General features: G+C 69.3%; 20 protein-coding genes and 1 riboswitch. Of the genes, 10 read left to right on the forward strand and 10 right to left on the reverse strand.

Annotated features, from left to right (window positions below; genetic code table 11):
* Position 1 precedes the first annotated feature (1 nt).
* Together BKA25_RS25050 and BKA25_RS25055 are read right to left on the reverse strand one after the other, a co-directional pair.
* A complete protein-coding gene (locus BKA25_RS25050) occupies positions 2–682 on the reverse strand; it encodes a LuxR C-terminal-related transcriptional regulator (RefSeq protein ID WP_069846183.1) in 681 nt (226 codons plus the stop codon).
* Positions 670–1,947, reverse strand: a complete 1,278-nt coding sequence (locus BKA25_RS25055) for a sensor histidine kinase (RefSeq protein WP_157420904.1) — start codon at positions 1,945–1,947, stop codon at positions 670–672. The genes BKA25_RS25050 and BKA25_RS25055 overlap by 13 nt, the downstream gene beginning before the upstream one ends.
* Positions 1,948–2,224: 277 nt before the next feature.
* Here BKA25_RS25055 and BKA25_RS25060 point away from each other — a divergent pair, with 277 nt between their 5' ends.
* A complete protein-coding gene (locus BKA25_RS25060; protein ID WP_069846180.1) occupies positions 2,225–2,752 on the forward strand; it encodes a hypothetical protein in 528 nt (175 codons plus the stop codon).
* 78 nt (positions 2,753–2,830) lie between these two features.
* Here BKA25_RS25060 and BKA25_RS25065 read toward each other — a convergent pair whose 3' ends face one another.
* The 5 genes from BKA25_RS25065 to BKA25_RS25085 are packed head-to-tail and all read right to left on the reverse strand — an operon-like array spanning position 2,831 to position 8,458.
* Positions 2,831–3,874, reverse strand: a complete 1,044-nt coding sequence (locus BKA25_RS25065) for an SIS domain-containing protein (RefSeq protein ID WP_069846178.1) — start codon at positions 3,872–3,874, stop codon at positions 2,831–2,833.
* Positions 3,871–5,418 carry a glycoside hydrolase family 3 protein gene (locus BKA25_RS25070; protein WP_069846176.1) on the reverse strand — a complete coding sequence of 516 codons (1,548 nt, stop codon included), beginning with the start codon at positions 5,416–5,418 and terminating at the stop codon, positions 3,871–3,873. Before BKA25_RS25070 ends, BKA25_RS25065 begins: the two co-directional genes overlap by 4 nt.
* 4 nt (positions 5,419–5,422) lie before the next feature.
* Positions 5,423–6,253, reverse strand: a complete 831-nt coding sequence (locus BKA25_RS25075; protein WP_069846174.1) for a carbohydrate ABC transporter permease — start codon at positions 6,251–6,253, stop codon at positions 5,423–5,425.
* Positions 6,250–7,182 (reverse strand): carbohydrate ABC transporter permease, encoded by a 933-nt coding sequence (locus tag BKA25_RS25080; RefSeq protein WP_069846173.1) that lies wholly within the window; start codon positions 7,180–7,182, stop codon positions 6,250–6,252. Before BKA25_RS25080 ends, BKA25_RS25075 begins: the two co-directional genes overlap by 4 nt.
* 10 nt (positions 7,183–7,192) lie before the next feature.
* Positions 7,193–8,458 (reverse strand): extracellular solute-binding protein, encoded by a 1,266-nt coding sequence (locus BKA25_RS25085; protein ID WP_069846171.1) that lies wholly within the window; start codon positions 8,456–8,458, stop codon positions 7,193–7,195.
* A gap of 545 nt (positions 8,459–9,003) precedes the next feature.
* Here BKA25_RS25085 and BKA25_RS25090 point away from each other — a divergent pair.
* From BKA25_RS25090 to BKA25_RS25110, 5 genes are all read left to right on the forward strand, one after another.
* Positions 9,004–9,762: a GntR family transcriptional regulator gene (locus BKA25_RS25090; protein WP_069846169.1), complete on the forward strand. Its 759-nt coding sequence runs from the start codon at positions 9,004–9,006 to the stop codon at positions 9,760–9,762.
* Between the two features lie 627 nt (positions 9,763–10,389).
* Entirely contained in the window at positions 10,390–11,547 is a 1,158-nt protein-coding gene (locus BKA25_RS25095) for a S1 family peptidase (protein ID WP_069846168.1), read from the forward strand.
* A gap of 629 nt (positions 11,548–12,176) precedes the next feature.
* Positions 12,177–13,334 (forward strand): S1 family peptidase, encoded by a 1,158-nt coding sequence (locus BKA25_RS25100; protein ID WP_069846166.1) that lies wholly within the window; start codon positions 12,177–12,179, stop codon positions 13,332–13,334.
* 227 nt (positions 13,335–13,561) lie between these two features.
* A complete protein-coding gene (locus BKA25_RS25105; protein ID WP_069853187.1) occupies positions 13,562–14,713 on the forward strand; it encodes a S1 family peptidase in 1,152 nt (383 codons plus the stop codon).
* Positions 14,714–14,989: 276 nt separating this feature from the next.
* The gene (locus BKA25_RS25110; protein ID WP_157420903.1) at positions 14,990–15,703 is read left to right on the forward strand and encodes a S1 family peptidase; all 714 of its coding nucleotides are present in this window, start codon (positions 14,990–14,992) and stop codon (positions 15,701–15,703) included.
* Between the two features lie 166 nt (positions 15,704–15,869).
* On the opposite strand, the gene BKA25_RS25115 is transcribed toward BKA25_RS25110, so the two are convergent.
* On the reverse strand, positions 15,870–16,445 hold the full coding sequence (locus BKA25_RS25115; protein WP_069846163.1) for a GNAT family N-acetyltransferase: 576 nt from the start codon (positions 16,443–16,445) through the stop codon (positions 15,870–15,872).
* A 163-nt stretch (positions 16,446–16,608) separates the two neighbouring features.
* Here BKA25_RS25115 and BKA25_RS25120 point away from each other — a divergent pair, with 163 nt between their 5' ends.
* Positions 16,609–17,442, forward strand: a complete 834-nt coding sequence (locus BKA25_RS25120; RefSeq protein WP_069846161.1) for an LLM class F420-dependent oxidoreductase — start codon at positions 16,609–16,611, stop codon at positions 17,440–17,442.
* A gap of 65 nt (positions 17,443–17,507) precedes the next feature.
* Here the strand turns inward: BKA25_RS25120 and thiE are convergent, their stop codons facing one another.
* Positions 17,508–18,203, reverse strand: coding sequence for a thiamine phosphate synthase (thiE, locus tag BKA25_RS25125; RefSeq protein ID WP_069846160.1), 696 nt, complete (start codon positions 18,201–18,203; stop codon positions 17,508–17,510).
* Positions 18,204–18,290: 87 nt separating this feature from the next.
* A riboswitch (TPP riboswitch) is annotated at positions 18,291–18,399 on the forward strand.
* Between thiE and thiO the strand changes: the two genes are divergently transcribed.
* The 3 genes from thiO to BKA25_RS25140 all read left to right on the forward strand — a co-directional run bounded on the left by thiO (position 18,388) and on the right by BKA25_RS25140 (position 20,560).
* Entirely contained in the window at positions 18,388–19,587 is a 1,200-nt protein-coding gene (gene thiO, locus BKA25_RS25130) for a glycine oxidase ThiO (RefSeq protein ID WP_236750458.1), read from the forward strand. (Overlaps the previous riboswitch by 12 nt.)
* Positions 19,584–19,784 carry a sulfur carrier protein ThiS gene (gene thiS / locus BKA25_RS25135; protein ID WP_069846158.1) on the forward strand — a complete coding sequence of 67 codons (201 nt, stop codon included), beginning with the start codon at positions 19,584–19,586 and terminating at the stop codon, positions 19,782–19,784. The genes thiO and thiS overlap by 4 nt, the downstream gene beginning before the upstream one ends.
* A 5-nt stretch (positions 19,785–19,789) precedes the next feature.
* Positions 19,790–20,560: a thiazole synthase gene (locus tag BKA25_RS25140; protein WP_069846156.1), complete on the forward strand. Its 771-nt coding sequence runs from the start codon at positions 19,790–19,792 to the stop codon at positions 20,558–20,560.
* 10 nt (positions 20,561–20,570) lie between these two features.
* On the opposite strand, the gene BKA25_RS25145 is transcribed toward BKA25_RS25140, so the two are convergent.
* Entirely contained in the window at positions 20,571–22,529 is a 1,959-nt protein-coding gene (locus tag BKA25_RS25145; protein WP_157420902.1) for an FUSC family protein, read from the reverse strand.
* Positions 22,530–22,579: the final 50 nt, after the last annotated feature.

The following is a 22,579-nucleotide window of genomic DNA, read 5'->3' on the forward strand; positions in this document are numbered from 1 at the left end:
GCTACCGGCCGCCGAGCGCACTCGGCGTCGGCTGGTCGTGGTCGCCACCGAGATAACGCAGTACCGCCAGCACCCGGCGGTGTCCGCTCTCGTCCGGGGTCAGACCGAGCTTCTGGAAGATGTTGCCGATGTGCTTGTGCACGGCTCGTTCGGTGACGACGAGTTCGGCGGCGATCGCCGCGTTGTCCCGGCCCTGCGCCATCAGCCGCAGCACCTCCAGCTCGCGGGGCGTCAGGGTGTCCACGGCGTCGCCGTCGCGTCGAACCAACAGCTGCGCCACCACCTCCGGGTCCATCGCGGTGCCGCCGTCGGCGACCCGACGCAACGCATCCAGGAAGGTCTCCACTCGGCTGACCCGGTCCTTGAGCAGGTAGCCCACTCCGCCACGACCGTCGCGAAGCAGCTCCCGCGCATAGGTGCGCTCCACGTACTGCGAGAGCACCAGCACCGGCACGGCAGGCCCGGTACGGCGGGCGGCGAGGGCGGCTTGAATGCCCTCATCACGGAAACTCGGCGGCAGTCGCACGTCGACCACCGTGACGTCGGGTTGGTGCTCGGCGACCGCGGCCAGGAAGCTCGGGCCGTCGGCGACCGTGGCGGCGACCTGGAATCCCGCCGAGGTCAGCAACAGATTCAGTCCCTCGGCGAGCAACACGTTGTCCTCGGCGATCACGACCCGCATGGCAACTCCACGGTGATAGTGCTCGGTCCGCCCAGCGGGCTCTCGACCGTCACGGCGCCGTCCAGCGCCGCGACCCGGCGGCGAATGCCCGCGACCCCGGAACCGCCGTCCTCGTTGATACCGCCCTTGCCGTCGTCGGTGACGGCGACGTAGAGATCGTCACCGACGCGCCGCACCCACACGGTGACCAGTTTCGCGCCGCTGTGCTTGCCCACGTTGGTCAGGGCCTCGGTGACGACGAAGTACGCGGCCGCCTCCACCGCGGCCGGAATCCGCCCGAGTGCCGTTTCCGCTGCGGCGGCCGATTCGGTGCCGTCCTCGTACAGGCCGATGCCGCCGATGTCCAAGGTGGTCGGCACCGTGCAGCGGGCGGCCAGCGCGCTCAGGGCGCCTGCGAGTCCTCGGTCGGCGAGGATCGGCGGGTAGATGGCTCGGACCACGTCGCGCAGCTCGGTCATCGCCTCCTCCGCGCCGTCCCTGGCCTGCTGCATCAGCTTGATCGCCGCAGCGGGATCGTCGGCGAAGGTCCGTTCCGCGATACCCAGCCGCAGGGCGATGTTGACCAGTCGGGCCTGGGTGCCGTCGTGCAGGTCGCGTTCGATGCGCCGCAGTTCGGCGCCGTGCGCCACCAGCGCACTCTCCCGGGTCTCGGTCAGCGTCTCCACCCGATCGGCGAGTTCGCGTTTGGTCGCCGAGGACAACAGGGTGAGGCTCAGCTGGGCCTGCACGCGGGCCAACCACGGCGTCACGAAGGGCGCCAGCAACGCGAAGACGATCGCCTGTAGCGGCAGCAGCGTGAGGGCCATCCACCACGCGGTGATCTCGACGCCTGCCACGTTCAGCCCGGGCAGCAACTGCCAGGACGGGATCAAGAGGATGGAGAGCACGGGCGCTGCGGCCAGGATCAAGGTCAGTACGCCCAACACCATGCCGGCGGTGAATCGGACGAACAACCAGCCGAAGTCACGAAAGATCAACCGGTCGCCCAGTGCCTCTCGAAAGGCGCCGAAGCCTCGGCCCGACAAGTCCAGCCGACGGGTCTGGACCGGCCGGTCGACATAGGCACCGGCCCGGCGACGCTCCAGGTTGCTGAAGTTTCGCAGCAGCACCAACAACATCGGGGTCGTGATGATCCCGATGCCGAGCGGAATCAGCGCCGCGCTGACCATCAGCACGCAGAAGAAGGCCACCGCGATGGGGAACGTGACAACATTGATCAGGGAATATGTCGCGGCGCTTCGCACCGAGACTAAGCGTTCCCGCACGAGTTCATCTCCTTGTAGAGCAGGTCGGGCGTGGACCAGTCTGGCCGGGCTTCCCCTCGGGCACAGTGGAGCGGACTACACCCTTGGTCGCGCCGTCGCCGAGATCGACCGTCGGAACCGATCGCCGCGCCGATGGCAAGCGTTCTCTCGGTCGTGTCAGTCGGTCGGGCGATCTTGCTTGACGCGGTCCACCCGGCAGCCGGCACGATGGTGATCACACAACGTGATCTCGTGGAGGCTCTCCGTTGATGAAGCTCGCGCGGACAGACCCGTGCGCATGACGCCGTCCGATGACATCGCCGCCCGACTCCGCGCCGCTCTGAGCGGTCTTCGCTCTCATGAGCTGCGCGATATCCACCGACACCTCACTCGGAATCTGCGTCCCTTCCTGGAGCAGCTCGCCGCCGATGCGGGCAATCCCGCACCGGCATCGACCACCGATGACGACCATGGGCGGACCGAGAGCTCGCTACCGCGAGTCCAGGCCACAGCGGGCGTCCTCGCACCCGGTCGGCACCACGATGAGCCCAGCCAGACCGACCGATCGAACCACACCGAGGGCGGTGGCCCCGATCGACACCTGGGTGCTCGGCGAGAGCGGCCCAGGATTCCGGTCGAGGCCGCACAGCTCGCGTCGCTGCGCGGGCCGACGGCCTGTAGCCGCCGTTCGGGCAGCGGGCGCGGCAATCCGGCGGAGGACGAGCTCGGCGCCACGGTCGCCGAACTCGATGAGACGGCGCAGGAACGCTGGACGCCTGCGATCGACCGGTCCAGGACTCGACGTCCGGTGATCGTGCCTCGGTGACGACACTGTCACCTCGGCACGTGGCTGTCCGGGGCGGCGCTTAGAGCTGAGGCGTCGGCCTGCCCGGCCGACTCGGGGTCAGCGGGTCTTGGTGACCTTGTTCAGGCCCCGGGGGCGATCGGGATCGAATCCACGGGCGACCGACAACCCCAGGGCCAATTGCTGCACCGGCAGCACCTCGATGATCGGGGCGACCTCTTCGGCCGTCACCGGCACACCCACCTGTACCGAGGCGGTCAGGGTGTGGGCCGCCGAACCGACCGCGACGACGTCGGCGCCACGCGAACCGACGACGTCCAGCACGGCCGAGGTGGCCCGGCCGCCCGCGCCCTCGCCCGCGATGGCCAGGACCGCGGTCTCCTCGTCGACGGCGGCGACGGGACCGTGCAGTAGGTCGGCGCCGCTGTAGGACCGGGCCGACAGGTAGCTCGTCTCCGCCAGTTTCAGCGCAGCCTCGGCCGCCGTGGCCGACGAGAAGCCCCGCCCCGTCGTGACGACCCGGTCCACGAACCGCCAGCGCTGCACGGCCTCGGTGACCGGGTCCTTGGCCTTCGCCAGCGCGGTGGCGGCCACCTCGCCGAGCCCGAGGGCATGTTCGGCGCTGCCGCCGCGCACCGCGTCCAGCAGCAGATACAGCGACAGCAGGGTCGCGGTGTAGGTCTTGGTCGCGGCGACGGCCACCTCCCGGCCCGCCTGGATGTCCACCGCCAGCTCTGCGGCCCCGGTCAGGTCCGAGTTCATGGTGTTGGTCACGGCGACGGTCAACGCACCCTGTGCGCGGGCCCGCTCGGTGACCTCCACCAGGTCCGGCGAGCCGCCACTCTGGCTGACCGTGATCAACAGGACGTCGCTGAGGTCCGGACGCGCCCCGTAGAGCGTGGTCGTCGAGGGTGAGACCAGCCCGGCGGGCAGTTCCAGCAGCACCTCGGTCAGATACTTCGCGTACAGCGCCGCGTGGTCGCTCGACCCCCTGGCGGCCAGCAGCACGAACCGTGGGCGACGCCTGGCGATCGCGGCGGCGATCTGCGCGGTCTCGGCGCGGGCCGCGAGAAGCCGGTCGAACACGGCGGGTTGCTCGGCGATCTCGGCCTCGGTGTGGACACCGGCCCGCGAGTCGGTCATGACGATCCCTTCGGCGAGGTCTGGCCCTTCGGCGATGTCTGGGCGTCGAGGACGAGTTCGGCGACGGCCTGCAGCGAGACCAGCGACCCGCCATGCGAGTCGATCCGGGGGAACTCGCCGAGTAGGGCGCCGGGTGCCCCTGTCTCGACGTGTACCAGTTCCAGCCCGGCTTCGGCGAGTCGCCCGATCAGCTCACGCACCCATCGGTGCTGGTGGGCGTCTCGGGTGGTGACGATCACCGGCCCGCCCGCCGCAGCGGCGATCACCCGATCCGGTTCGGCTTCGGTCAGCCGCAGGGTCCGGATCTCCGGCAGACCGGCCGAGGCGGCCGCAGCCTGCAATGCCGGTCCCAGCCCCCAGGGCACGTCTCCGACGGCGATGGTCGGCGCCACCGCGAGGTCCACCGCCAAGGGCGGCCCGGACAGCTGGAGTTCGCCCCGCACCCGCAACGCCCGGCGAGCGGCGGTGCGACCGATCTCGACGGTGTCCCGCGCCGGTGGCGCCGTCGAGATGTCGACGGCGGGCACGCCGATGGTGGCGAGCCTTCCTGCGGATTCGGCGATGCGTTCTCGGCTGAGGATGCCCGCTGAGACTGCGGCCAGGATGGCTTCCTCGGCGGCGAGCGCAACGCTCTCGTCGGCCAGTTCGCCACCCAGACACAGCCCGTCCGCACCCGCCGCCAGGGCCAGCACCGCGCCCCGGCCGATGCCTGCGGGCACCACGGAGTCGACCGCGATCGAATCGGGGCTGTGTCCCGAGATCGCGGCCATCTCCAGCGCGTCGGTGATGATCGGCCCTTCGAAGCCGAGCCGGCTGCGCAGCACGCCGCCCAGCACCCTCGGATTGAGGGTGGCGGGTTCGGGCCCCCAGTCCTCGACGACCAGGTGCCCGGTCATCACCGACCGCGCCCCGGCCTGGATTCCGGCGTGGAAGGGCTTGAGGTCGCGGTCGAACATCTCCTGTTCGGTGCGCGGCAGCACCGGAAGCGCGTGGTGCGAATCGGATTCGGCGGCGCCGTGTCCCGGGAAGTGCTTGAGGCAGGCGGCGACCCCGGCGGACTGCAGGCCGGTGACGAAGGCCGCGACCTGTGTCGCGGCCGCCGTCGGGTCGGAGCCGAAGGAGCGGACGCCGATCACCGGATCACCGGTCGGCGAGAGCAGATCCGCGCTCGGGGCGAAGTCCACCGTGATCCCGCAGGCCGCCAGGCGTCTGCCCATCGCCGCCGCGACCGACCGGGTCAGCTCGACGTCGGCCGCCGCGCCCAGCGCGAGACTGCCGGGTACCACCGAACCGAGTTCGGCGTCGAGGCGGGTGACATCGCCGCCCTCCTCGTCGATGCCGACCACCAGGTGCTCGCGTTCGGCTCGCAACACCTCGGTGAGGGCGGCGACCTGTTCGTCGTCCACGACGTTGCGGCCGAAGAGGACCACCCCGCCCAGCCCCTCGGCCAACCAGGCCCGCACCCAGTCCGGTGGCGGGCCACTGCCGAGGAAACCGGGCAGCAGCACACCCTTGACGAGTCGCCGGAGTTCGGCGTCGCTCACGGCGTCATCCCTTCACGGCACCGGCGGTGACGCCGGAGACCAGGTTGCGCTGCACGATCACGAAGAACGCGACGACCGGCAGCATGAACAGCGTCGAGGTGGCCATGGTCGCCCCCCAGTTGACCCCGAAGACGGAGGTGAACGACTGGAGGAAGATCGGCAGGGTCTGCCCGTTGCCGCTCGGCATCAACACCAGCGCGTAGAGGAACTCGTTCCACGCGGTGATGAAGGCGAACACCGAACACGCCACCAGGCCGGGCCCCAGCAACGGGAAGGTCACCTTCCAGAAGGCCTGGAATCGGCCGCACCCATCGACCATCGCGGCCTCTTCCAGGTCGATCGGGATGCCGTTGACGAAGTTGCGCAGCGTCCACAGCGTGAACGGCAGGGTGATCACCCAGTACACCAGGATCAACGAGGGCAGGGTATCGAGCAGGTTGGTGTCCCGCATGAACAAGAACATCGGGATCAGCAACGCCTCGAACGGCGCCATCTGCACGATCAACACCATCAACACGAAGCCCTTGCGACCCCGGAAGCGGAACCGGGACAACGCCAGCGCGGCGAACAAGCCGGACAGGACTGCGAGGGCCACCGCGGTCACCGTCACGATCACGCTGTTGCGCAGGTAGATCAGGAAGTCCGACTCGGTGAGCACGGTGAGGTAGTGATCGAGGGTGAAGCCCAGTGGGACCAGGTCGTAGGCCAGCGAGGTGATCTGGTTCGCGGGCTTCACGGAACTGCTCACCATCCAGTAGACAGGGAACAGGTACACCACGCCGATCGCGATGGCGAGGACCGACAGCCAGGTCCTGGTGGCCTTGCGGGGCCTCATCGTTCGCTCCCCTGCGCACGCAGCAGTAGTCGGAGGTATTGGGCACTGATCGCCATCAGGACGATCACCATGAGCACGCTGATCGCGGCGGCGAGTCCGAAGTTGCCCCGCGCGATGCCTTCGACGTACTGCAGAACGGGCATCGTGGTGCTGCCGCCGCTCGGGCCGCCCTCACGGAAGGCCCAGACCTGAGCGAACACCTTGAAGTCCCACAGGATCGACATGAAGGTGACCAACGCCAGCATCGGGGCCAGCGGCGGCAGCGTGACGTTGCGGAACGTCTGCCACGAGCTGGCCCCGTCCAGCCCGGCGGATTCGTACTGGTCCTGCGGAATGCTGACCACGGCGGCGTAGAGCGTCATCGCGACGAAGGGCACCGCCTGCCAGACGATCAAGGTCGCGATGATCGCCATGGTGGAGAGTCCGGTGGTGAACCAGGAATATCGTTCGAATCCGTCGAGGCCGATGGCCACCAGTGTCTTGTTCAGGATTCCGTAGTTCTGATCGAAGATCCATTGGAAGACGGTGGTGGCCGACAATTGCGGCATCGCCCAGGCAAGCAGCAAGGCGACCTGGAGGAACAGGCGTACCCCACTGGTCAGCTGGCGCATCAACAGCGCCAACAACAGGGCGATACCGATGGTCAGCACGACACAGGCGGCGGTGAAGAGCACCGTCCGCAGCGTGATGAGCCAGAACTCGGAGTCGCCGATGACCTCGAGGTAGTTGTCGAACCCGGTCCAGACGACCTCGCCTCTGACGAGCTCGCCCCGACCGAGTTCGCGGAAGCTCGTGGTCAGCACGGAGAGCGCCGGATACCCGAGCAACACCAGCAGCGTGATCAACGCCGGAGCGAGCAGCAGGTACGGCAACAGGGTTTCGAGGCGGCGCCGTGGCGGCGGAGTGGTCTGGATCGCGGTCGCAGTCATCTCAGCGCAGTCAGCCGCTCAGTGTGTCGGTCAGGGCGGTGGAGGCCGACTCGGAGGCGTCCTCCAGGGATGCGGCATCCGTCAGGTACGCGGTCAGCATCTCCTTGATCGGGTTCTGCACCTCGACGGCCGCCCAGTTCGGCGACGTCGGAACGGCGCGCCCCGCTGCGGAGGCCTCGGCCATCGCGGCGGTGATGGGGTTCTCGTCCAGCGCGCTGGTGTCGGTTGACGCGCCCGGCACGGCACCGTTCTCGGCGATCAACGCCTGGTATTCGGGGCTGGTGAACAGCTCCAGGTAGGTCTTGGCCAGCTCGGGGCTGTCCGAGCCGATCGGTACCGCGAGGTTCTGTCCGCCGAGGAAGACCGGTGCCGGTCCGCCGTCGATGGAGGGGATCGGGAAGGCCGACACGTTCTCGGCGAGCTCGGGGGCGGCCTCGATCGCGCTGGCGACCTCCCACGGCACGGAGATCATCTGAGCGACCTCGCCGCCTGCGAAGACCTCGAACTGCTGCGGCTCGGCCTCGTCGGTGTCCTTGGCCGCCGAGGTGTCGGAGGTCTCGACGAGTTCGCGGTAGGCCTCGATGCCCGCCCGCGCCTCGGGGGAGTCCAGCGCGCCCGTCCAGGTTCCGTCGGACTCGGTGGCGATCTCACCGCCGTTGTCCCAGATCATCGACAGTAGGGCGTACCAGGACTGTCCCGGCAGGTACAGCGACTGGAACTCGCCGGAGTCGCCGTGGGTCTCCTCTAAGGCCTCGATCGCGGTGATCCACTCGTCCCACGAGGTCGGCGGTTCCACGTCGGCCTGCTCGAACAGGTCCGTGCGGTAGGCCACGACGCGGTTGGCGGCCAGCAGCGGAACGCCGTAGACGGCGCCCTCGTACTCGGCCGACTCGGCGAGCCCGGCCAGCCATTGGTCGCCGGCCAGGTCGTCCTTCCAGTCGGTGAGGTCCAACAGCACGCCCTCGGCGGAGAATGACGGGTGCTGGGTGTTGCCGAGCTCGATCACGTCGGGCGGGTTGTTGCTCGCCAGTGCGGTCGTCAGCAGGTCTTGGACGCCGTTCCACTGCTGCACGACGTGCTCGACGCGGACGCCGGTCTGCTCCTCGAATTCGGCGTGCAACGCGGTTGCGTGCTCGTCGGTGAGCGAGCCGTCCATCGTCCAGACCGTCAGCGTCTCCGCGTCGCCGGTGCCGCCCCCGCCACCGGTTCCCGCGCAACCCGTCGCCAACAAGGCAACCGAGGCGGCTCCCGCCGCCACCCTCGTCCAGCGCTTCATGTGTCCGCCCTTCTCCCCCGGGACTCCTGAGCGACCCAGTAGATCCCAGAATCACCAAAAGTGGTGTAGACCAATGGGACGAGGGTGGGTGGCGTCACAAGGCATGTCAAGACCGTTGCCGAAGACGTTGCAATAGGGCGATCCGGCCGACCGCCCGACCAGGGTGAATTCGTCCCGCACCCCAAGGGCGGCAGGCGGCCCGCCGGGCGCCTCCGGCCGCAGCGGCGAGCGGGACGGGCAACCGGCGCGGCCGATTCCAGCCGGTCGCGAATCGGTGGCTACCGCCACACCATCGAGCAGGGTGATGCCGCCACCGGAGCAGTCCGCCATCGGCGAGACTGAAAGGGATAACCGAGGTCCGGCGATCCATCGTCGGTGACGCCGGTCGACTACCGATCCGCGCCGGACATCGCGGGCGGGGCGAACCGCTCTCAGCACGCGGCGGCACCACAGTGCGGGAACCAACCGGCCGCAATCGGAAAGAACCGCATGATGGAGGTTCGAGATGAGGTATGAAAATTCGGTTCTCAAGTGAGGAGGAGGCCATGCTCGGTACGACGCCCGGCGGCGGATCGCCGGTCCGTGTCCAGCGGGAGCCCAAGTACTGGGGCTTGAAACGCCACCTGCTCGACCTACTGCGCTCGATGCCCCCGGGGACACCCATCCCCACCGAACGGTCGCTGGCGGCGGATTTCGACGTCTCCAGGACCACCGTCCGGCAGGCGCTCGCCGAGCTCACGGTGGAGGGCAGGCTGCTCCGGGTGCAGGGCAAGGGCACCTTCGCCGCGGAACCCAAGGTGGCGCAACGTCTCCAGCTGTCCTCGTACACCGAGGACATGCGGGCCCAGGGCAGGCAACCCGCCTCGCGAATGCTGGAATCCGACGAGCTGCCCGCCGAGACGGAGCTGGCCAGGCTGCTGGATGTCAAGGCGGGGGCCAAGGTACTGCGCTTGCGGCGGCTGCGGCTGGCCGACGGCGAGCCGATGGCCATCGAGACGACGCATCTGGCGCTCGGCCGCTTCCGGGGACTGCGCAGACATATCGCCAATGGCGGTTCGCTCTACGAGGTGCTGCGGGAACGATTCGGCGTGGAACTGGGGCACGCCGAGGAGACCATCGAGACCGCGTTGGCCAGCCCGGAGGAGGCCGAACTGCTCGGCTCCGAGATCGGCCTGCCGATGCTGCTTCTCTCCCGACACTCGTTCGACACCACGGGTGAGCCGGTCGAGTGGGTTCGCTCGCTGTATCGGGGCGACCGGTACAAGTTCGTCGCACGCCTCAACCCGCCGCTCGACGGGCGATAGCCGGCGAGCCGAGCAGGGATTCGAGCGGCGGGAACCGGCCGCTGGAGGCGCCCACCCGCCGGTCTCGGCTGCGCCGTGAAATGGGTCACGTCCGTGGCCGTCGACCGTCCGGTCGGCGGCCACGAGAACCGATCGGCGAGTGTCCATCGAGGACCGATTTCCCACATCTCGGACGTCCGACATTGGTACGTCTACTTCTGACGGATTGCGCGTCGCCATCCGTTGCCAAGCAACAACACCGCGCGACATTCGATCACTTTAGGTGACCGTACCGGGGGGTAGATCACTCAGAGTGGGCCAAATGACGCAGATTTAGGCGCCCGTTCCCCCAAATGGCGGCTTCCGCAGACTGGTTACGTGACAATAACTTCACTTCCAACGGGTGGAGGTTCACCCGAAATGGTCTGAGAAACCAGCTCAGGCGGCGGGCTCGTTGGAGCGCGTCGACCGGCTCTCGAGGGCAGCGCCGAACCGCATCCGACCAAGACGCGCGAGGCAGAGCTCGACGGGCCGGTCGAGGCACGACGACGAGGCGGCCATCACGACGGAAGTTCCCGCGGGCAGGCCCCTGCCAGAGTCCCTGCCCGCGGGGTTGTCCCAGCACTCGTATCCACGAGGAGACAACTGATGAATCGCAGATTCGCGGCTCGCGTTACCGGAGCCATGGTTCTCGCGGCGGGAACCGCCGTCGGACTGTCCTTCCCGGCCGTGGCGGACACCGCTGCGGACCCGGCGGCGGAGTCGCCGAAAACCACCGTGGCACCGGAGATGCTGACCGCGATGCAGCGCGATCTCGGACTCACCGAGGCGCAGGCAACCGCCCGGATCGCGCAGGAGGCTCGCGCGGTCACGGCGGAGACCGAGTTACGGGACACCCTGGGTTCCACCTTCGGCGGTGCGGTGTTCGACTCCGAACTCGGCAAGCTGGTCGTCGGTGTCACCGACGCCGACGCCGCAGCCGAGGTTCGGGCCGCAGGCGCGGTCCCGAACGTCGTCGAATACGGCGTGCAGGAACTCGAGTCGGTCGTGTCCTCGATCGACACGCTCGCCAAGGACGTGCCTGCGGGCATCAACAGCTGGGGCGTCAACGCGGCCGACAACTCCGTCGTCGTGACCGTCGACGAGACCGCGGTCGATGCGGCCACCGAGGCGTTCCTCGCCGAGGCCGGCGCGCTCAGCGACGCCGTCACCGTCGTCGAGGAGAAGGGCTCGCCGGTTCCGCTCGCGGACATCGTGGGCGGCGACCCGTACTACTTCGGCGGCAGCCGTTGCTCGATCGGTTTCTCGGTCGAGGGCGGATACGTGACGGCAGGCCACTGCGGCACCGTCGGCACGGCCACCCAGGGCAGCGACAACAGCGCGCTGGGCACCGTCGCGGGCTCCACCTTCCCCGGCGCCGACATGGCCTGGGTCGAGACGAACTCGAGCTGGACCCCTGCCCCGCTGGTCAACGACTACGAGGGCGGCACCGTCACCGTGACGGGCTCGACCGAGGCCGCCGTCGGCGCGTCGATCTGCCGTTCCGGTTCCACCACCGGCTGGCAGTGTGGCGAGATCGAGGGCAAGGGCCAGAGCGTCAGCTACCCGCAGGGCACCGTCAACGGCCTCACCCAGACCAGCGCGTGCGCCGAGGGCGGCGACTCGGGCGGCTCCTGGTTGAGCGGCACCGAGGCGCAGGGTGTCACTTCCGGTGGTTCCGGCAACTGCAGCTTCGGCGGAACGACCTTCTTCCAGCCCCTCAACCCGATCCTGTCGGAGTACGGCCTGACCCTCGTCACCGGCTGATCACCAGCGAAACATCGCCGTTCTCGTCGTCCTCCAACCGAGCTCGGCGCTGACACCGAAGCCGCTCTCACCCAGATGGGTGAGAGCGGCTTTGCTTGTGCCTGGGCTGGGCCGAACGGCCGTATCGCGGCTAGACCATCGGGCCGCCTGACGGCCGACCACTGAGGCCGCCGGACTGGTCCCCGCCGGCTGACCAGCGATTATGATCTTTCCTGCCATTACTTTCCGTCACAAACTTTCGGGCGTCTATGACACTTTTAGCCTCGAATGGCGGATATCCGTAACAAGATCACCGGCCAAAACTCCCATGGCAAGGGCTTCTCGATTCATGTGATCGGTCCCCCCAACAGAGCGGAGAAAGCGTCGATGAGAACTCCGTCCCACACGCCGAATAGGTGTCCTCGTAAGGGGATCTCCATCGGAAAAGACGGGTCGTCGCCGCATTCGCTCTCGGTTCGATCACTTGCAATTCCCCCCACCTGGCTCGACCCCTCTTTCGGCGAACTCGAGCGCTTGGAGAGCACGGAAAGAAACCGGGTGATCCCGGAGTCGCCCTACCGGAAAGCGCGGCTCGTTCAACCCGAGTCCGCCCCGGCGTGTCCCTGAACACAAACCATGGGAGACAGAAGATGAAGCAGCTCAGCGCGGCGCGTATCGCCGCCGCGTTCCTGGCGGTGGCCGGTACCACGGTCGCCCTCACCCTGCCCGCGGCCGCCGACCCGACGACGGCCACCACCCCCGAGCTCGACCTGGTCTCGCCGCAGATGCTCTCCGCGATGGAGCGCGACCTCGGCCTGACCGAGGCCGAGGCCCGGACCCGGCTCACCCAGGAGGCGGCGGCCGTCGACACCGAGACTTCGCTGAAGTCCTCGCTCGGCAGCACCTTCGCAGGCGCCAGATTCGACGCCGACGCGGGCAAGCTGGTCGTCGGGGTCACCGACAGCGCCGATCTGGCGGAGGTTCGGGCAGCCGGTGCGATCGGCGAGGTCGTCGACACCAACCTGACGACCCTCGAGGGCGTGGCAGCCAAGCTCGACACGCACGCGGACTCGATTCCCGCGAGCATCACCGGCTGGTACGTCGACGTCGAGCAGAACACGGTGGTCATGACCGTCGCCGACGACGTCGCGGACTCGACCGAGGCGGGCGCCCAGCTGCTCGCCGACGCCGGGCTCAGCAGCGCCGACGTCACCGTGGTGGAGAGCGACGAGGCGCCGAAGACCCTGTACGACGTGCGGGGTGGCGACGCCTACTACTTCGGCGGAAGCCGTTGCTCCATCGGCTTCTCGGTCAACGGTGGCTACGTGACGGCGGGCCACTGCGGCGGCGTCGGCACCGCCACCCAGGGCAGCAACCGGGTCGCCTCCGGCAGCGTCGCGGGCTCGGTCTTCCCCGGCAGCGACATGGGCTGGGTCCGCACCAACTCCAACTGGGTCCCGCGTGGCGTGGTGAACCGCTACAACGGCGGCACCGTCGCGGTCGCGGGCTCCACCGAGGCCGCCATCGGTGCCTCGATCTGCCGCTCCGGCTCCACCACCGGATGGCGCTGCGGCACCATCCAGGCCAAGAACCAGACGGTGAACTACGCACAGGGCGCCGTCCGGGGCATGACCCGCACCAACGCCTGCGCCGAGGGTGGCGACTCCGGCGGTTCGTGGTTGAGCGGCAGCCAGGCCCAGGGCGTCACCTCCGGTGGCTCGGGTAACTGCAGCTTCGGCGGAACGACCTACTTCCAGCCGGTCAACCCGATCCTGAGCCGCTACGGCCTGTCGCTGGTGCGCGGCTGATCATGCACCACCGATCACCTGCACATCGTGATTCCTGAACGCAGGTGAATTCCCGAAAGGCCGTCCCGGTGCCATTCCCGGACACCGGGACGGCCTCGCACCACGATGATTGATCAGCGTTGATCGATCCCAGCACCGATTCGTCCCTCCATTCCGCGACACCCCCGCGATTCCGGCCGATCAGGCGAGACCGCATCGGTCGGATCGTCACGACAATGGGAGCGAAGATGAGACGTCTCACCGTCGGCAGACTGGCGGCCGCAGTGGTCGCGACGGCCGGAACCGCCGTCGCCATCGCCATGCCCGCGACCGCCGACTCCGTCGAAACCGAGTCCCGCACCGAGGCGGCTGCCACCGTCGAACCGGACATGCTGCTGGCCATGCAGCGGGACCTCGGTCTCACCGAGACCCAGGCATTGAGCAGGATCGATCAGGAAGCCGAGGCGGGTGCGCTCGCCGAGGAGTTGCGTGCCGATCTGGGGACCACCTTCGGTGGGGCCAGCTTCGACGCCGCCACCGGCTCGCTCGTCGTCGGTGTGACCTCCGCCGAGGCCGCCGCCCAGGTCCGCGCCGAGGGCGCGACGGCCGAATTGGTCGAGCACAGCGAGAGCACGCTGGTCGGAGTTACCGAGGCGCTGAACGCGGTGGGCGAACTGCCCAGCGACGTCACCGGTTTCTACGTCGACCCGACCGAGAACGTCGTCGTGCTGACCGTGACGCCCGGCAGCGCCGCGATCGGTGCCGACCTGGTCGCCGACGCCGAGGTCGACGCGGCGACCGTGACCGTGGTGGAGTCCGAGGAAGCCCCCGAGACCTTCTACGAGATCTGGGGCGGCGACCCGTACTACCCCGGCAACAGCCGTTGCTCGGTCGGCTTCGCCGTCGCGGGCGGCTTCGTGACCGCAGGCCACTGTGGCGGCGTCGGCACCTCGACGACCGGCTACAACGGTGCGGCCCAGGGCTCGGTGGCGGGCTCGATCTTCCCCGGCCGCGACATGGGCTGGGTGCGCACCAACTCCAACTGGCAGTCCGACCCGTACGTGTACCAGTACAACAACAACGTCGTGACCGTCAGCGGTTCCTCGGTCGCCGCCGTGGGCAGCTCGATCTGCCGCTCCGGCTCGACCACCGGCTGGCACTGCGGCACCGTCGGCGCCTTCAACCAGACGGTGAACTACGCGGAGGGCTCCGTCTCCGGTCTCACCAGGACCAACGTCTGCGCCGAGCCCGGTGACTCCGGCGGCTCGTTCATCTCCGGCAACCAGGCGCAGGGCGTCACCTCCGGTGGCTCCGGCAACTGCAGCTTCGGCGGGACGACCTACTTCCAGCCGGTCAACCCGATCCTGTCGCAGTACGGCCTGAGCCTGACCACCGGCTGATCACCTTAGGCAGCACACCGTCTCGACGTCGCGGTTCTGGCGACGGGACGGCCGAGGAGTCTCCGCGCGGCTCGGTGTCGCGCGGAGGCCCTTCTCGGTTCTCCGGCTCGGGCAGGCATCGCCCCGCCCGGTTCGACGACACCCGTACCGGTGCACGCCGCGAGTGCGTCGATCGCGATCGATCCGGCCCGCCTGCGGCACCGAGTCCGGATCACGACAATCGATCATGACGCCGCGCGGATCGAGTCGTCCCTCACCCGAACCGGGAGCACCCCGATGAGAGTTCTCAGACGCATCCTCGTGGCCCTCGCCGCAGTGGCACTGATCGGCGGCGGAACACCGACCGCCGCAGCCGCCGCGCCATCGACGGCGGCAACCCACTCGGCGCAAGACTCCGCGCGAGTGGCGGAGACCCGGCCCGAACCCCGACAGAGCGCCGCGATCGCAGGCGGCACGCTGGTGACCGTGGGAACGCCGGGGCAATCCTGTCGCGTGTCCTTCACCGTGACCACGGGATTCGTCACCGCAGGCGGTTGCGGAACACCCGGTGCGACGGTCCGCGTCGGGTCCGTTGTGGTCGGATCGATCGCCTATACAAGCCTCGCCTACACACTCGCGACCACCCTGCCCACCGTGACGCTGCACGGCTGGGTCGCCAATCCGGGCGGCCAGAACATCCCCATCACCGGATCGAACGAGACGTCGGTCGGCGGACAGGTCTGCCGAGTCGGCCACACCACCGGATACCGCTGCGGAACGATCCAGGCCAAGAACCAGAGCGTGTCGTTCCCCGAAGGTTCGATACACGGCGTGACCAGGACCAACGTCTGTGCCGAGCCGGGCGACGTCGGCGGGCTGTTCCTCACCGGCTCGCAGGCCCAGGGCATCGCGATCGGCGGATCCGGCAACTGCTCCAGCGGCGGAACCACCTTCTTCCTACCGGTGAACCCGATCCTGTCCGCGCACGGCCTCAGTCTGGTGACCAGTTGATCGGACCGCTGTGTCCGGTCGCCGAGCTGCGGCGCGCGCTCCGAGTTCTGGTCCCGACAGTGATCCAGGGGATCGTCTCGGAGCTCGCCGTCGCCCGGCCCCGTTGCACGGCGTCCCCGTCGATCGCATGCTCAGCGGCCGCCACCGGTCGAGGTCTTGGCGCCGATCACGCCGCACCGGCAGGCCGAGGTCGCGGATCGGTGGCCAGGACCGCCATCACCAGCGCATCGTGGCGTTCGCCGTCCCACTTCAGTGCCTGCCGCCGGACGCCCTCCACGACGAAGCCGCACTTCTCGTAGACGTGCCGCGCCCTGGTATTGAAGTCGAAGACCTCCAGCTCCAACCGGTGCAGTCCTACGACATCGAAGGCGTAGGCCAGTACCAATCGGGTGGCCTCGGTGCCGTGTCCCCGGCCGATCGCACCCGGGCCGCCGAGGCCGATTCGGAAGGACGCCGAGTCGTTGTCCGGGTCGAGATCGTTGAGCACCACCTCGCCGAGGACCCGGTCGTCCTCGCGACGCACGACCGCCCAGTCCGCCCGGTCGTGGTGATCGGCCCTGGTGCGCAACCAGTTCCGGATCTCGTCCTCGGTGAAGGTCCGGTGCGTTCCGGTCAGCTTCTTGCTCTCCTCGTCGGCGAGCATCGCCCAGATGCCGTCGAAATGGCGCTCGGTCTGCGGTTCCAAACGCACCATCGAACCGATCAGCGTGGATTGATCGCGAAAGACATCGGCTCTGCTCATCGGTCCAGCCAAACAACTCCGGCCCACCGGGTCCATCGATTTACCGCGAGTGCGGTCCGACGCCACGCCGCACGGCCGCCGAAGTGCGGCATAAAACCATGGTGACCGGCGTTGAATTACGGGTCGGGTGCAACTCGGAAAGTTGACGAATGGGAGACGCTTCATGAGTGTGACGCTGGGCAGGATCGGGATCTGGCGCGCAGCAGCAGCGGTTACCGACGAACTCGCCGTCGAACTCGATCGGTTGGGTTTCGCGACGCTCTCGCTCGGTGGTTCGCCGACCGGCGACCTCCGCCAGGTCGAATCGATCCTCGATAAGACGGAGCGGCTGACGGTCGCGACGTCCATCGTCAACATCTGGCAGGTGCCCGCAGCCGAGGCGGCGGCTTCCTATCACCGGATCGCGGCCCGGCATCCCGACCGTTTCCTGCTGGGCATCGGCATCGGGCACCCCGAGGCCACCTCCGACTACCGGCGTCCCTACGCCACGATCGTCGACTACCTGGACGAACTCGACGCCGAGGGTGTTCCGGTCGAGGGGCGGGCGCTGGCCGCGCTCGGACCGAAGGTCCTGCAGCTCGCGGCCGACCGGACGGCGGGTGCGCTGCCCTACCTGACCACGCCCGAGCACACCAAGCAGGCGCGGGAGATCGTCGGCCCCGACAAGCTGTTGGCCGTGGAGCACAAGGTCGTCGTGGAGACCGATCCGCAGCGGGCCAGGGCCATCGGGCGGCCGCCGGTGGCCTTCCCGTACCTGAAGCTCAGCAACTACATCAACAACCTGCGCAGGCTGGGCTTCACCGACGAGGAGATCGCCGACGACGGCAACGACCGGCTGATCGACGCCCTGGTCGCCTGGGGTGACGCCGATGCCATCGCCGCCCGGGTGACCGAACACTTCGATGCGGGCGCCGATCACGTCAGCCTGCAGGTGTTGACCGCCGAGGGCGCCGACCCGCTTCCCGCCTTCCGCACCCTGGCCGATCGACTGCTCTGATCGACCGCCCTACTTCGACGTCGCGGGTGGGCCGGTCACCGCACCGGCCCGCCCGCACGGACGAATCAGGTCAGGGCCGCCGCGCGTAGCGGTTCGGCCAGGCTCCGCGCGGCCGCCTCCGGGTCTTCGGCCTCGGTGATCGCGCGAACCACCACCACCCGCTCGGCACCTGCGGCGAGCACCTCGTCCAATCGGGCGCGATCGATCCCGCCGATGGCGAACCACGGCCGGGGCGACGCCGCATCCCGCTGCCTGCGGGCGGTGTCGCGGACCAGGTCCAGACCCGGCGCAGCTCGGCCGGGTTTGGTGGGAGTCGGCCAACACGGCCCGGTGCAGAAGTAATCGACACCGGCCTGGGTCGCAGCCGCGCCCGCCTGCGCCGGGTCGTGGGTGGAGCGGCCGATGACGGGTTCGTCGCCGATCACCCGTCGAGCCCAGCTCACCGGTAGGTCGCCCTGGCCGAGGTGCAGCACATCGGCGCCCGAGGCCAGGGCGAGATCGGCGCGGTCGTTGACCGCCAACAGCGCGCCGTACTCGGCACAGCATTCCGCGATCACCTCTAAAGCGGCCAGTTCCGCAGCCGCCTCCAACGGCCCCGAGGCGCCGCCTTTGTCTCGTAACTGCACGATGTCCACCCCGCCGCGCAGGGCCGCCGCGACGAATTCGGCGAGGTCGCCACGCTCTCGGCGGGCGTCGGTGCAGAGGTACAACCGGGCATCGGCAAGCCGGCGTCGACGCTGTTCACCACTCATCCCAGGCATGTCCGCAGCGTAGAAGCGACTGGCCGTTCGGTACACCGGGGCCCGGGTGATGGTGGCTTTGAGGGGTGCCGAGGGGCTACGGTGAAGCCCGGTCCGCACGGGAGTCTGTGGGAACAGACTGAGAGGGGGTCTACCGACCCCGACCGTCGAACCTGATCCGGGTCATGCCGGCGCAGGGAGCGTGGTGTCAGTGGTAGGAGTACGCCCGAATTCGCAACACATCGCCGTCGTCGGCGGTGGTGTCATCGGTTTATCGATCGCCTGGCGGGCCGCCGCCGCCGGTTTCGCCGTCACCGTTCTCGATCCTCGGCCGGGCTCCGGCGCGTCCTGGGTGGCAGGCGGGATGCTGGCCCCGGTGTCGGAGGCGTGGCCCGGCGAGGACGCCCTGTTGGAGTTGGGTTCGGCCTCGTTGCGGGCCTGGCCCGCGTTCGCCGCCGAACTGGCCTCGGCCGCCGGTCGCAATCCCGGGTTGCGCACCGAGGGGACCGTGGTGGTCGCGGCCGACCGTGCCGACCAGGACGATCTGGAGCGACTCGCGAATTATCTGTCCCATCTCGACCGAGCCGTCGATCGGCTGGATGCCCGTGCGCTGCGGCGTTTGGAGCCCGCGCTCGGTCCGGCGGTGCGAACGGGCCTGGCCGTCCCCGACGATCTGGCGGTGGACAACCGGCTGCTGCTGACGGCACTACGTGCGGCCTGCGATCGCTTGGCGGTCCGGTTCCTGCCGAGGCGGGTGACTTCGGTGTCGGGCGGTCGGGTGTGGTCGATCCCGCCTGATGACCGGCCTGCGGACGCGGTTGCCGAGGTCGAGGATTTCGATGCGGTCGTGATCGCCGCTGGGCCGTGGAGTCCTCTGGTGGACGAGCGGCTTCGGTCGGTGTTCCCGGTCAAGGGCGAGGTGCTTCGGTTACGCGCCCGGCACGGCACCCTCCCGCCGCCGACGCGGACGATTCGCGGTCGGGTGCGCGGCAGGCCGGTGTATCTGGTGCCTCGTGACGACGGTGGTCTGGTCGTGGGTGCGACCCAGTACGAGGCGGGTTTCGACGACACGGTGACCGCCGGTTCGGTCCGGGACCTGCTGCGCGACGCCGAGGTCCTGTTGCCCGCGCTCGCCGAGTACGAGCTGCTGGAGTGCATCGCGGGACTGCGGCCCGCCACACCGGACAACCTGCCCGTCATCGGAGTGCTGGAACCCGGACTGCTGGTGGCCACCGGCCACCACCGCAACGGTTTCCTGCTGACCCCCATCACCACCGAGGCCGTGCTGGACCTGCTTCTCGACCGGCCGGTGACACCGGCTGTGCGGGCCGCCGACCCGGCGCGACTCGACTCCCCGACCGGCTCGGCGTCGGTCGGGCCGGATTCGGAGGAACCCCAGCGATGAAGGTGCGAATCAACGGAATGGAGCGCGAGCTCCCCGAGGGGGCCACGGTCGCCGAGGCGCTGCTCGCCTGCGGGGCACCCGAGTCCGGGGTGGCGGTGGCCGTGGACGGCGCCGTGGTGCCCAAGGCTCGGTGGGCCGAGGTCGTGCTGCGACCGACGAACACCGTGGAGCTGCTGACCGCGGTGCAGGGCGGCTGATCACCGTGGACGACAGGTTGACGATAGCCGGCCGCGAGTTCGGTTCCCGCCTCATCATGGGCACCGGTGGCGCCACCGGTCTACTCGAACTCGAACGGGCGCTGGTGGCCGCAGGCACCGAGATGACGACCGTGAGCATGCGACGCACCGACACCTCCGGCGGTACCGGAGTACTCGATCTGCTGCGCAGGCTGGGCATCGAGGTCCTGCCGAACACGGCGGGTTCGCGGACCGCCGCCGAGGCGGTGTTGACGGCCCGGTTGGCACGCGAGGCGTTACAGACCAACTGGGTCAAGTTGGAGGTCGTCGCCGATGACGACACTCTGCTGCCGGATCCGGTGGAACTGCTGGACGCCGCCGAGCAGCTGGTCGCCGACGGCTTCGTGGTCTTGGCCTACACCAACGACGACCCGGTGTTGGCCACCAGATTGGAGGGCCTCGGCTGTGCTGCGGTGATGCCGTTGGGCTCGCCGATCGGCACCGGTCTGGGCATCCGCAATCCGCACAACATCGAGCTGATCGTGGCCAGGGCCGGGGTGCCGGTGATACTGGATGCCGGAGTGGGCACGGCATCGGATGCCGCCTTGGCGATGGAGCTGGGTTGCGATGCCGTCCTGTTGGCCACCGCTGTGACGAGGGCGAACGAGCCGGCTCGGATGGCCAGGGCGATGCGGTCGGCCGTCCAGGCGGGGTGGGATGCCCGGTTGGCCGGGCGGATTCCGCGTCGATTCTGGGCGCAGGCCTCCAGCCCGGATCGGGACGGGGCGAACGGCTGACGCTGGGCGCTCAGTCCTCGCCGACCGGCGCGGCGCTGTCGGGAACCGAGTCGGCGTCCACGGTCTCCTGGCGATCCGAGACCGACGACAGCGTCACTCCGTCGACGGCGCCGAAGGCGCTGGGCTCGGTCCAGTCGACGGCTCGAACCTCCTCGATGGCAGAACGGGCGACCAGGGTGGCCTCCAGGACCGGGGCCACCAGCAGCGTCGGCCCGGCCAGGCTGGAGAGATCGACCCTGGTCGGCTGTCTACTCTCGTAGTCCAAGGCCCGTTGCGCCGTCACCGCGGCGATGAGCGCCCTACCTCGTTCCTCGTCGGGGCGGAAGGCGATCTGGGCGAGGGCGGCCCGCAGGGCGAACACCGCCGATGCGGCGCGCCGAACCACCTGCTGCGCCTCCGGGCCTGCTTCCTCCAGCCGTGCGGGCAACGCCAACAGGTCCTGGCTTCGGCGCAGGGCCAGGATGTTCGCCGAGCGCAACGCCCGTCTGCCCTCCCGGGTCTCCAGCGCGCCATGCGCCCCCGCCGCCAGGTCCCGCACCGCGTACACCGCCTTGTGCAGGGTGCCGAGCACATCCGGGGCCACACTGCCGGGCACCAGGTAGCTCAGGAATCCGACGAGCAACGCGATGGTCGCACCGATCGCGCTGATCGCGGTGATGTTGAGGGCCAGGGCGGACACCGCCCGGTCCTCCTGGATGACCCGCGCCACCACGATCAGGCCGAGCAGGCAGCACAGCAGCAACGGCAGGCTGCCTCGCATCCTGGGCGCGAGCAGGATCATCGCGCCGAGCACGAAGGGCAACAGCACCCCCGGCCAGGGCAGCAGCGCGGCGACCACCGCGATCACCGCGACGACGAACACCACCAGCCCGGTGCGTTGCAGCGCCTCCTCCATCGTGTCGCGCAGCATCGGTTGCAGTACCGCGTACAACACCAACAGCAACGGGGCGGCCGATCCGTCGGGCAGCCACAGGACGGCGACCATCCCGGCGGTCACGGCCAACGAGCAACGCAGCGCATGCCGGAACAGCGAGGACCGGAACGACAGGTGGGCCAGCAGGACGCCGAGTGCCCGGTGCACCGCCGCCCGGTTCGGACGCCGTGGTGCCCGCGTGGCCACCCGCTCCACGACGGCGCCGCGGATGCGGTCCAGCCCGACGCGAATCGTGTCCACCGATTCCGGCAGTTCGACATCGCCGTACACCCGGCTCGCCCGCCCCGCCGGGTCCATCTTGGCCATCGCCGGTAGCCCGGTACACGCCCTGGCCCGCACGGCATCGGCCAGCTCCGCCGCCACCGATTCCGCGTCGCTCAGAATGGCGGTCAGCCGCTCGGATTCGACCCCTTCGGCCTGCGCGGCCTGCACCGCCAGCATCGCGCGGGCCGCCCGGTACTCGGCGGTGCCGACCAGGATCGTGCCGAGCCATTCCGGCGATCCGTCGGATCGCCAGACCCGGGTGGCGTAGTCGAGCGATCCGGGCTCGTGATCGGTCAGTGCGGCGGCCACGATCGCCCTGGTCGGCCCGGACGGATCGTCGCGTCCGTTGGAGATCCGCAGCGCGACGGCGAGCACCAGCCCCACCAGACCGGTGCCGATCAGCACCATCGGTCCGTCCTGAGCACTGACACCGCCGGTCAGCGCGACCAGGGTGGCGGCGGCCAAGGTCTGCCCGATGACCGCGTAGTGCCTGCCCAGCGTCGCGAGCATTCCGGAGCCGAACACCACGAGGAAGACCGCCAGCACCGCCGTCGGGCCGTCGAGCAGCGGGCCGACGGCCATGATGAGCACGATGGCCGGTCCGGCCCACGACAGGGTGCGCAGGTCGGCGCGCAGCGGTCCGCCGCTGGCCGACACCAGCCCTAGGACCGCGACGAGGCCGCCCGCGATCGCGGCACCACCGAGCCCGAGCAGCAGCGCGAAGATCGCCGCCAGCACGACGACGACTCCGGTGCCCACGATCTGCCGCATCGGTATCGCGCCTGCTTGCGACGGCGATACCGGCATCCATCCGTCCATTG

The sequence above is a fragment of the Actinoalloteichus hymeniacidonis genome (genome assembly GCF_014203365.1).
Classification (GTDB): domain Bacteria; phylum Actinomycetota; class Actinomycetes; order Mycobacteriales; family Pseudonocardiaceae; genus Actinoalloteichus_A; species Actinoalloteichus_A hymeniacidonis.

Bases quoted from the DNA above. Each gene is read 5' to 3' on its own strand.
- BKA25_RS25050 (WP_069846183.1), bottom strand. From the start codon at position 682: ATGCGGGTCGTGATCGCCGAGGACAACGTGTTGCTCGCCGAGGGACTG.
- BKA25_RS25060 (WP_069846180.1), top strand. From the start codon at position 2,225: ATGACGCCGTCCGATGACATCGCCGCCCGACTCCGCGCCGCTCTGAGC.
- BKA25_RS25065 (WP_069846178.1), bottom strand. From the start codon at position 3,874: ATGACCGACTCGCGGGCCGGTGTCCACACCGAGGCCGAGATCGCCGAG.
- BKA25_RS25075 (WP_069846174.1), bottom strand. From the start codon at position 6,253: ATGAGGCCCCGCAAGGCCACCAGGACCTGGCTGTCGGTCCTCGCCATC.
- BKA25_RS25080 (WP_069846173.1), bottom strand. From the start codon at position 7,182: ATGACTGCGACCGCGATCCAGACCACTCCGCCGCCACGGCGCCGCCTC.
- BKA25_RS25085 (WP_069846171.1), bottom strand. From the start codon at position 8,458: ATGAAGCGCTGGACGAGGGTGGCGGCGGGAGCCGCCTCGGTTGCCTTG.
- BKA25_RS25090 (WP_069846169.1), top strand. From the start codon at position 9,004: ATGCTCGGTACGACGCCCGGCGGCGGATCGCCGGTCCGTGTCCAGCGG.
- BKA25_RS25095 (WP_069846168.1), top strand. From the start codon at position 10,390: ATGAATCGCAGATTCGCGGCTCGCGTTACCGGAGCCATGGTTCTCGCG.
- BKA25_RS25100 (WP_069846166.1), top strand. From the start codon at position 12,177: ATGAAGCAGCTCAGCGCGGCGCGTATCGCCGCCGCGTTCCTGGCGGTG.
- BKA25_RS25105 (WP_069853187.1), top strand. From the start codon at position 13,562: ATGAGACGTCTCACCGTCGGCAGACTGGCGGCCGCAGTGGTCGCGACG.
- BKA25_RS25110 (WP_157420903.1), top strand. From the start codon at position 14,990: ATGAGAGTTCTCAGACGCATCCTCGTGGCCCTCGCCGCAGTGGCACTG.
- BKA25_RS25115 (WP_069846163.1), bottom strand. From the start codon at position 16,445: ATGAGCAGAGCCGATGTCTTTCGCGATCAATCCACGCTGATCGGTTCG.
- BKA25_RS25120 (WP_069846161.1), top strand. From the start codon at position 16,609: ATGAGTGTGACGCTGGGCAGGATCGGGATCTGGCGCGCAGCAGCAGCG.
- thiE (WP_069846160.1), bottom strand. From the start codon at position 18,203: ATGCCTGGGATGAGTGGTGAACAGCGTCGACGCCGGCTTGCCGATGCC.
- thiS (WP_069846158.1), top strand. From the start codon at position 19,584: ATGAAGGTGCGAATCAACGGAATGGAGCGCGAGCTCCCCGAGGGGGCC.
- BKA25_RS25145 (WP_157420902.1), bottom strand. From the start codon at position 22,529: ATGCGGCAGATCGTGGGCACCGGAGTCGTCGTCGTGCTGGCGGCGATC.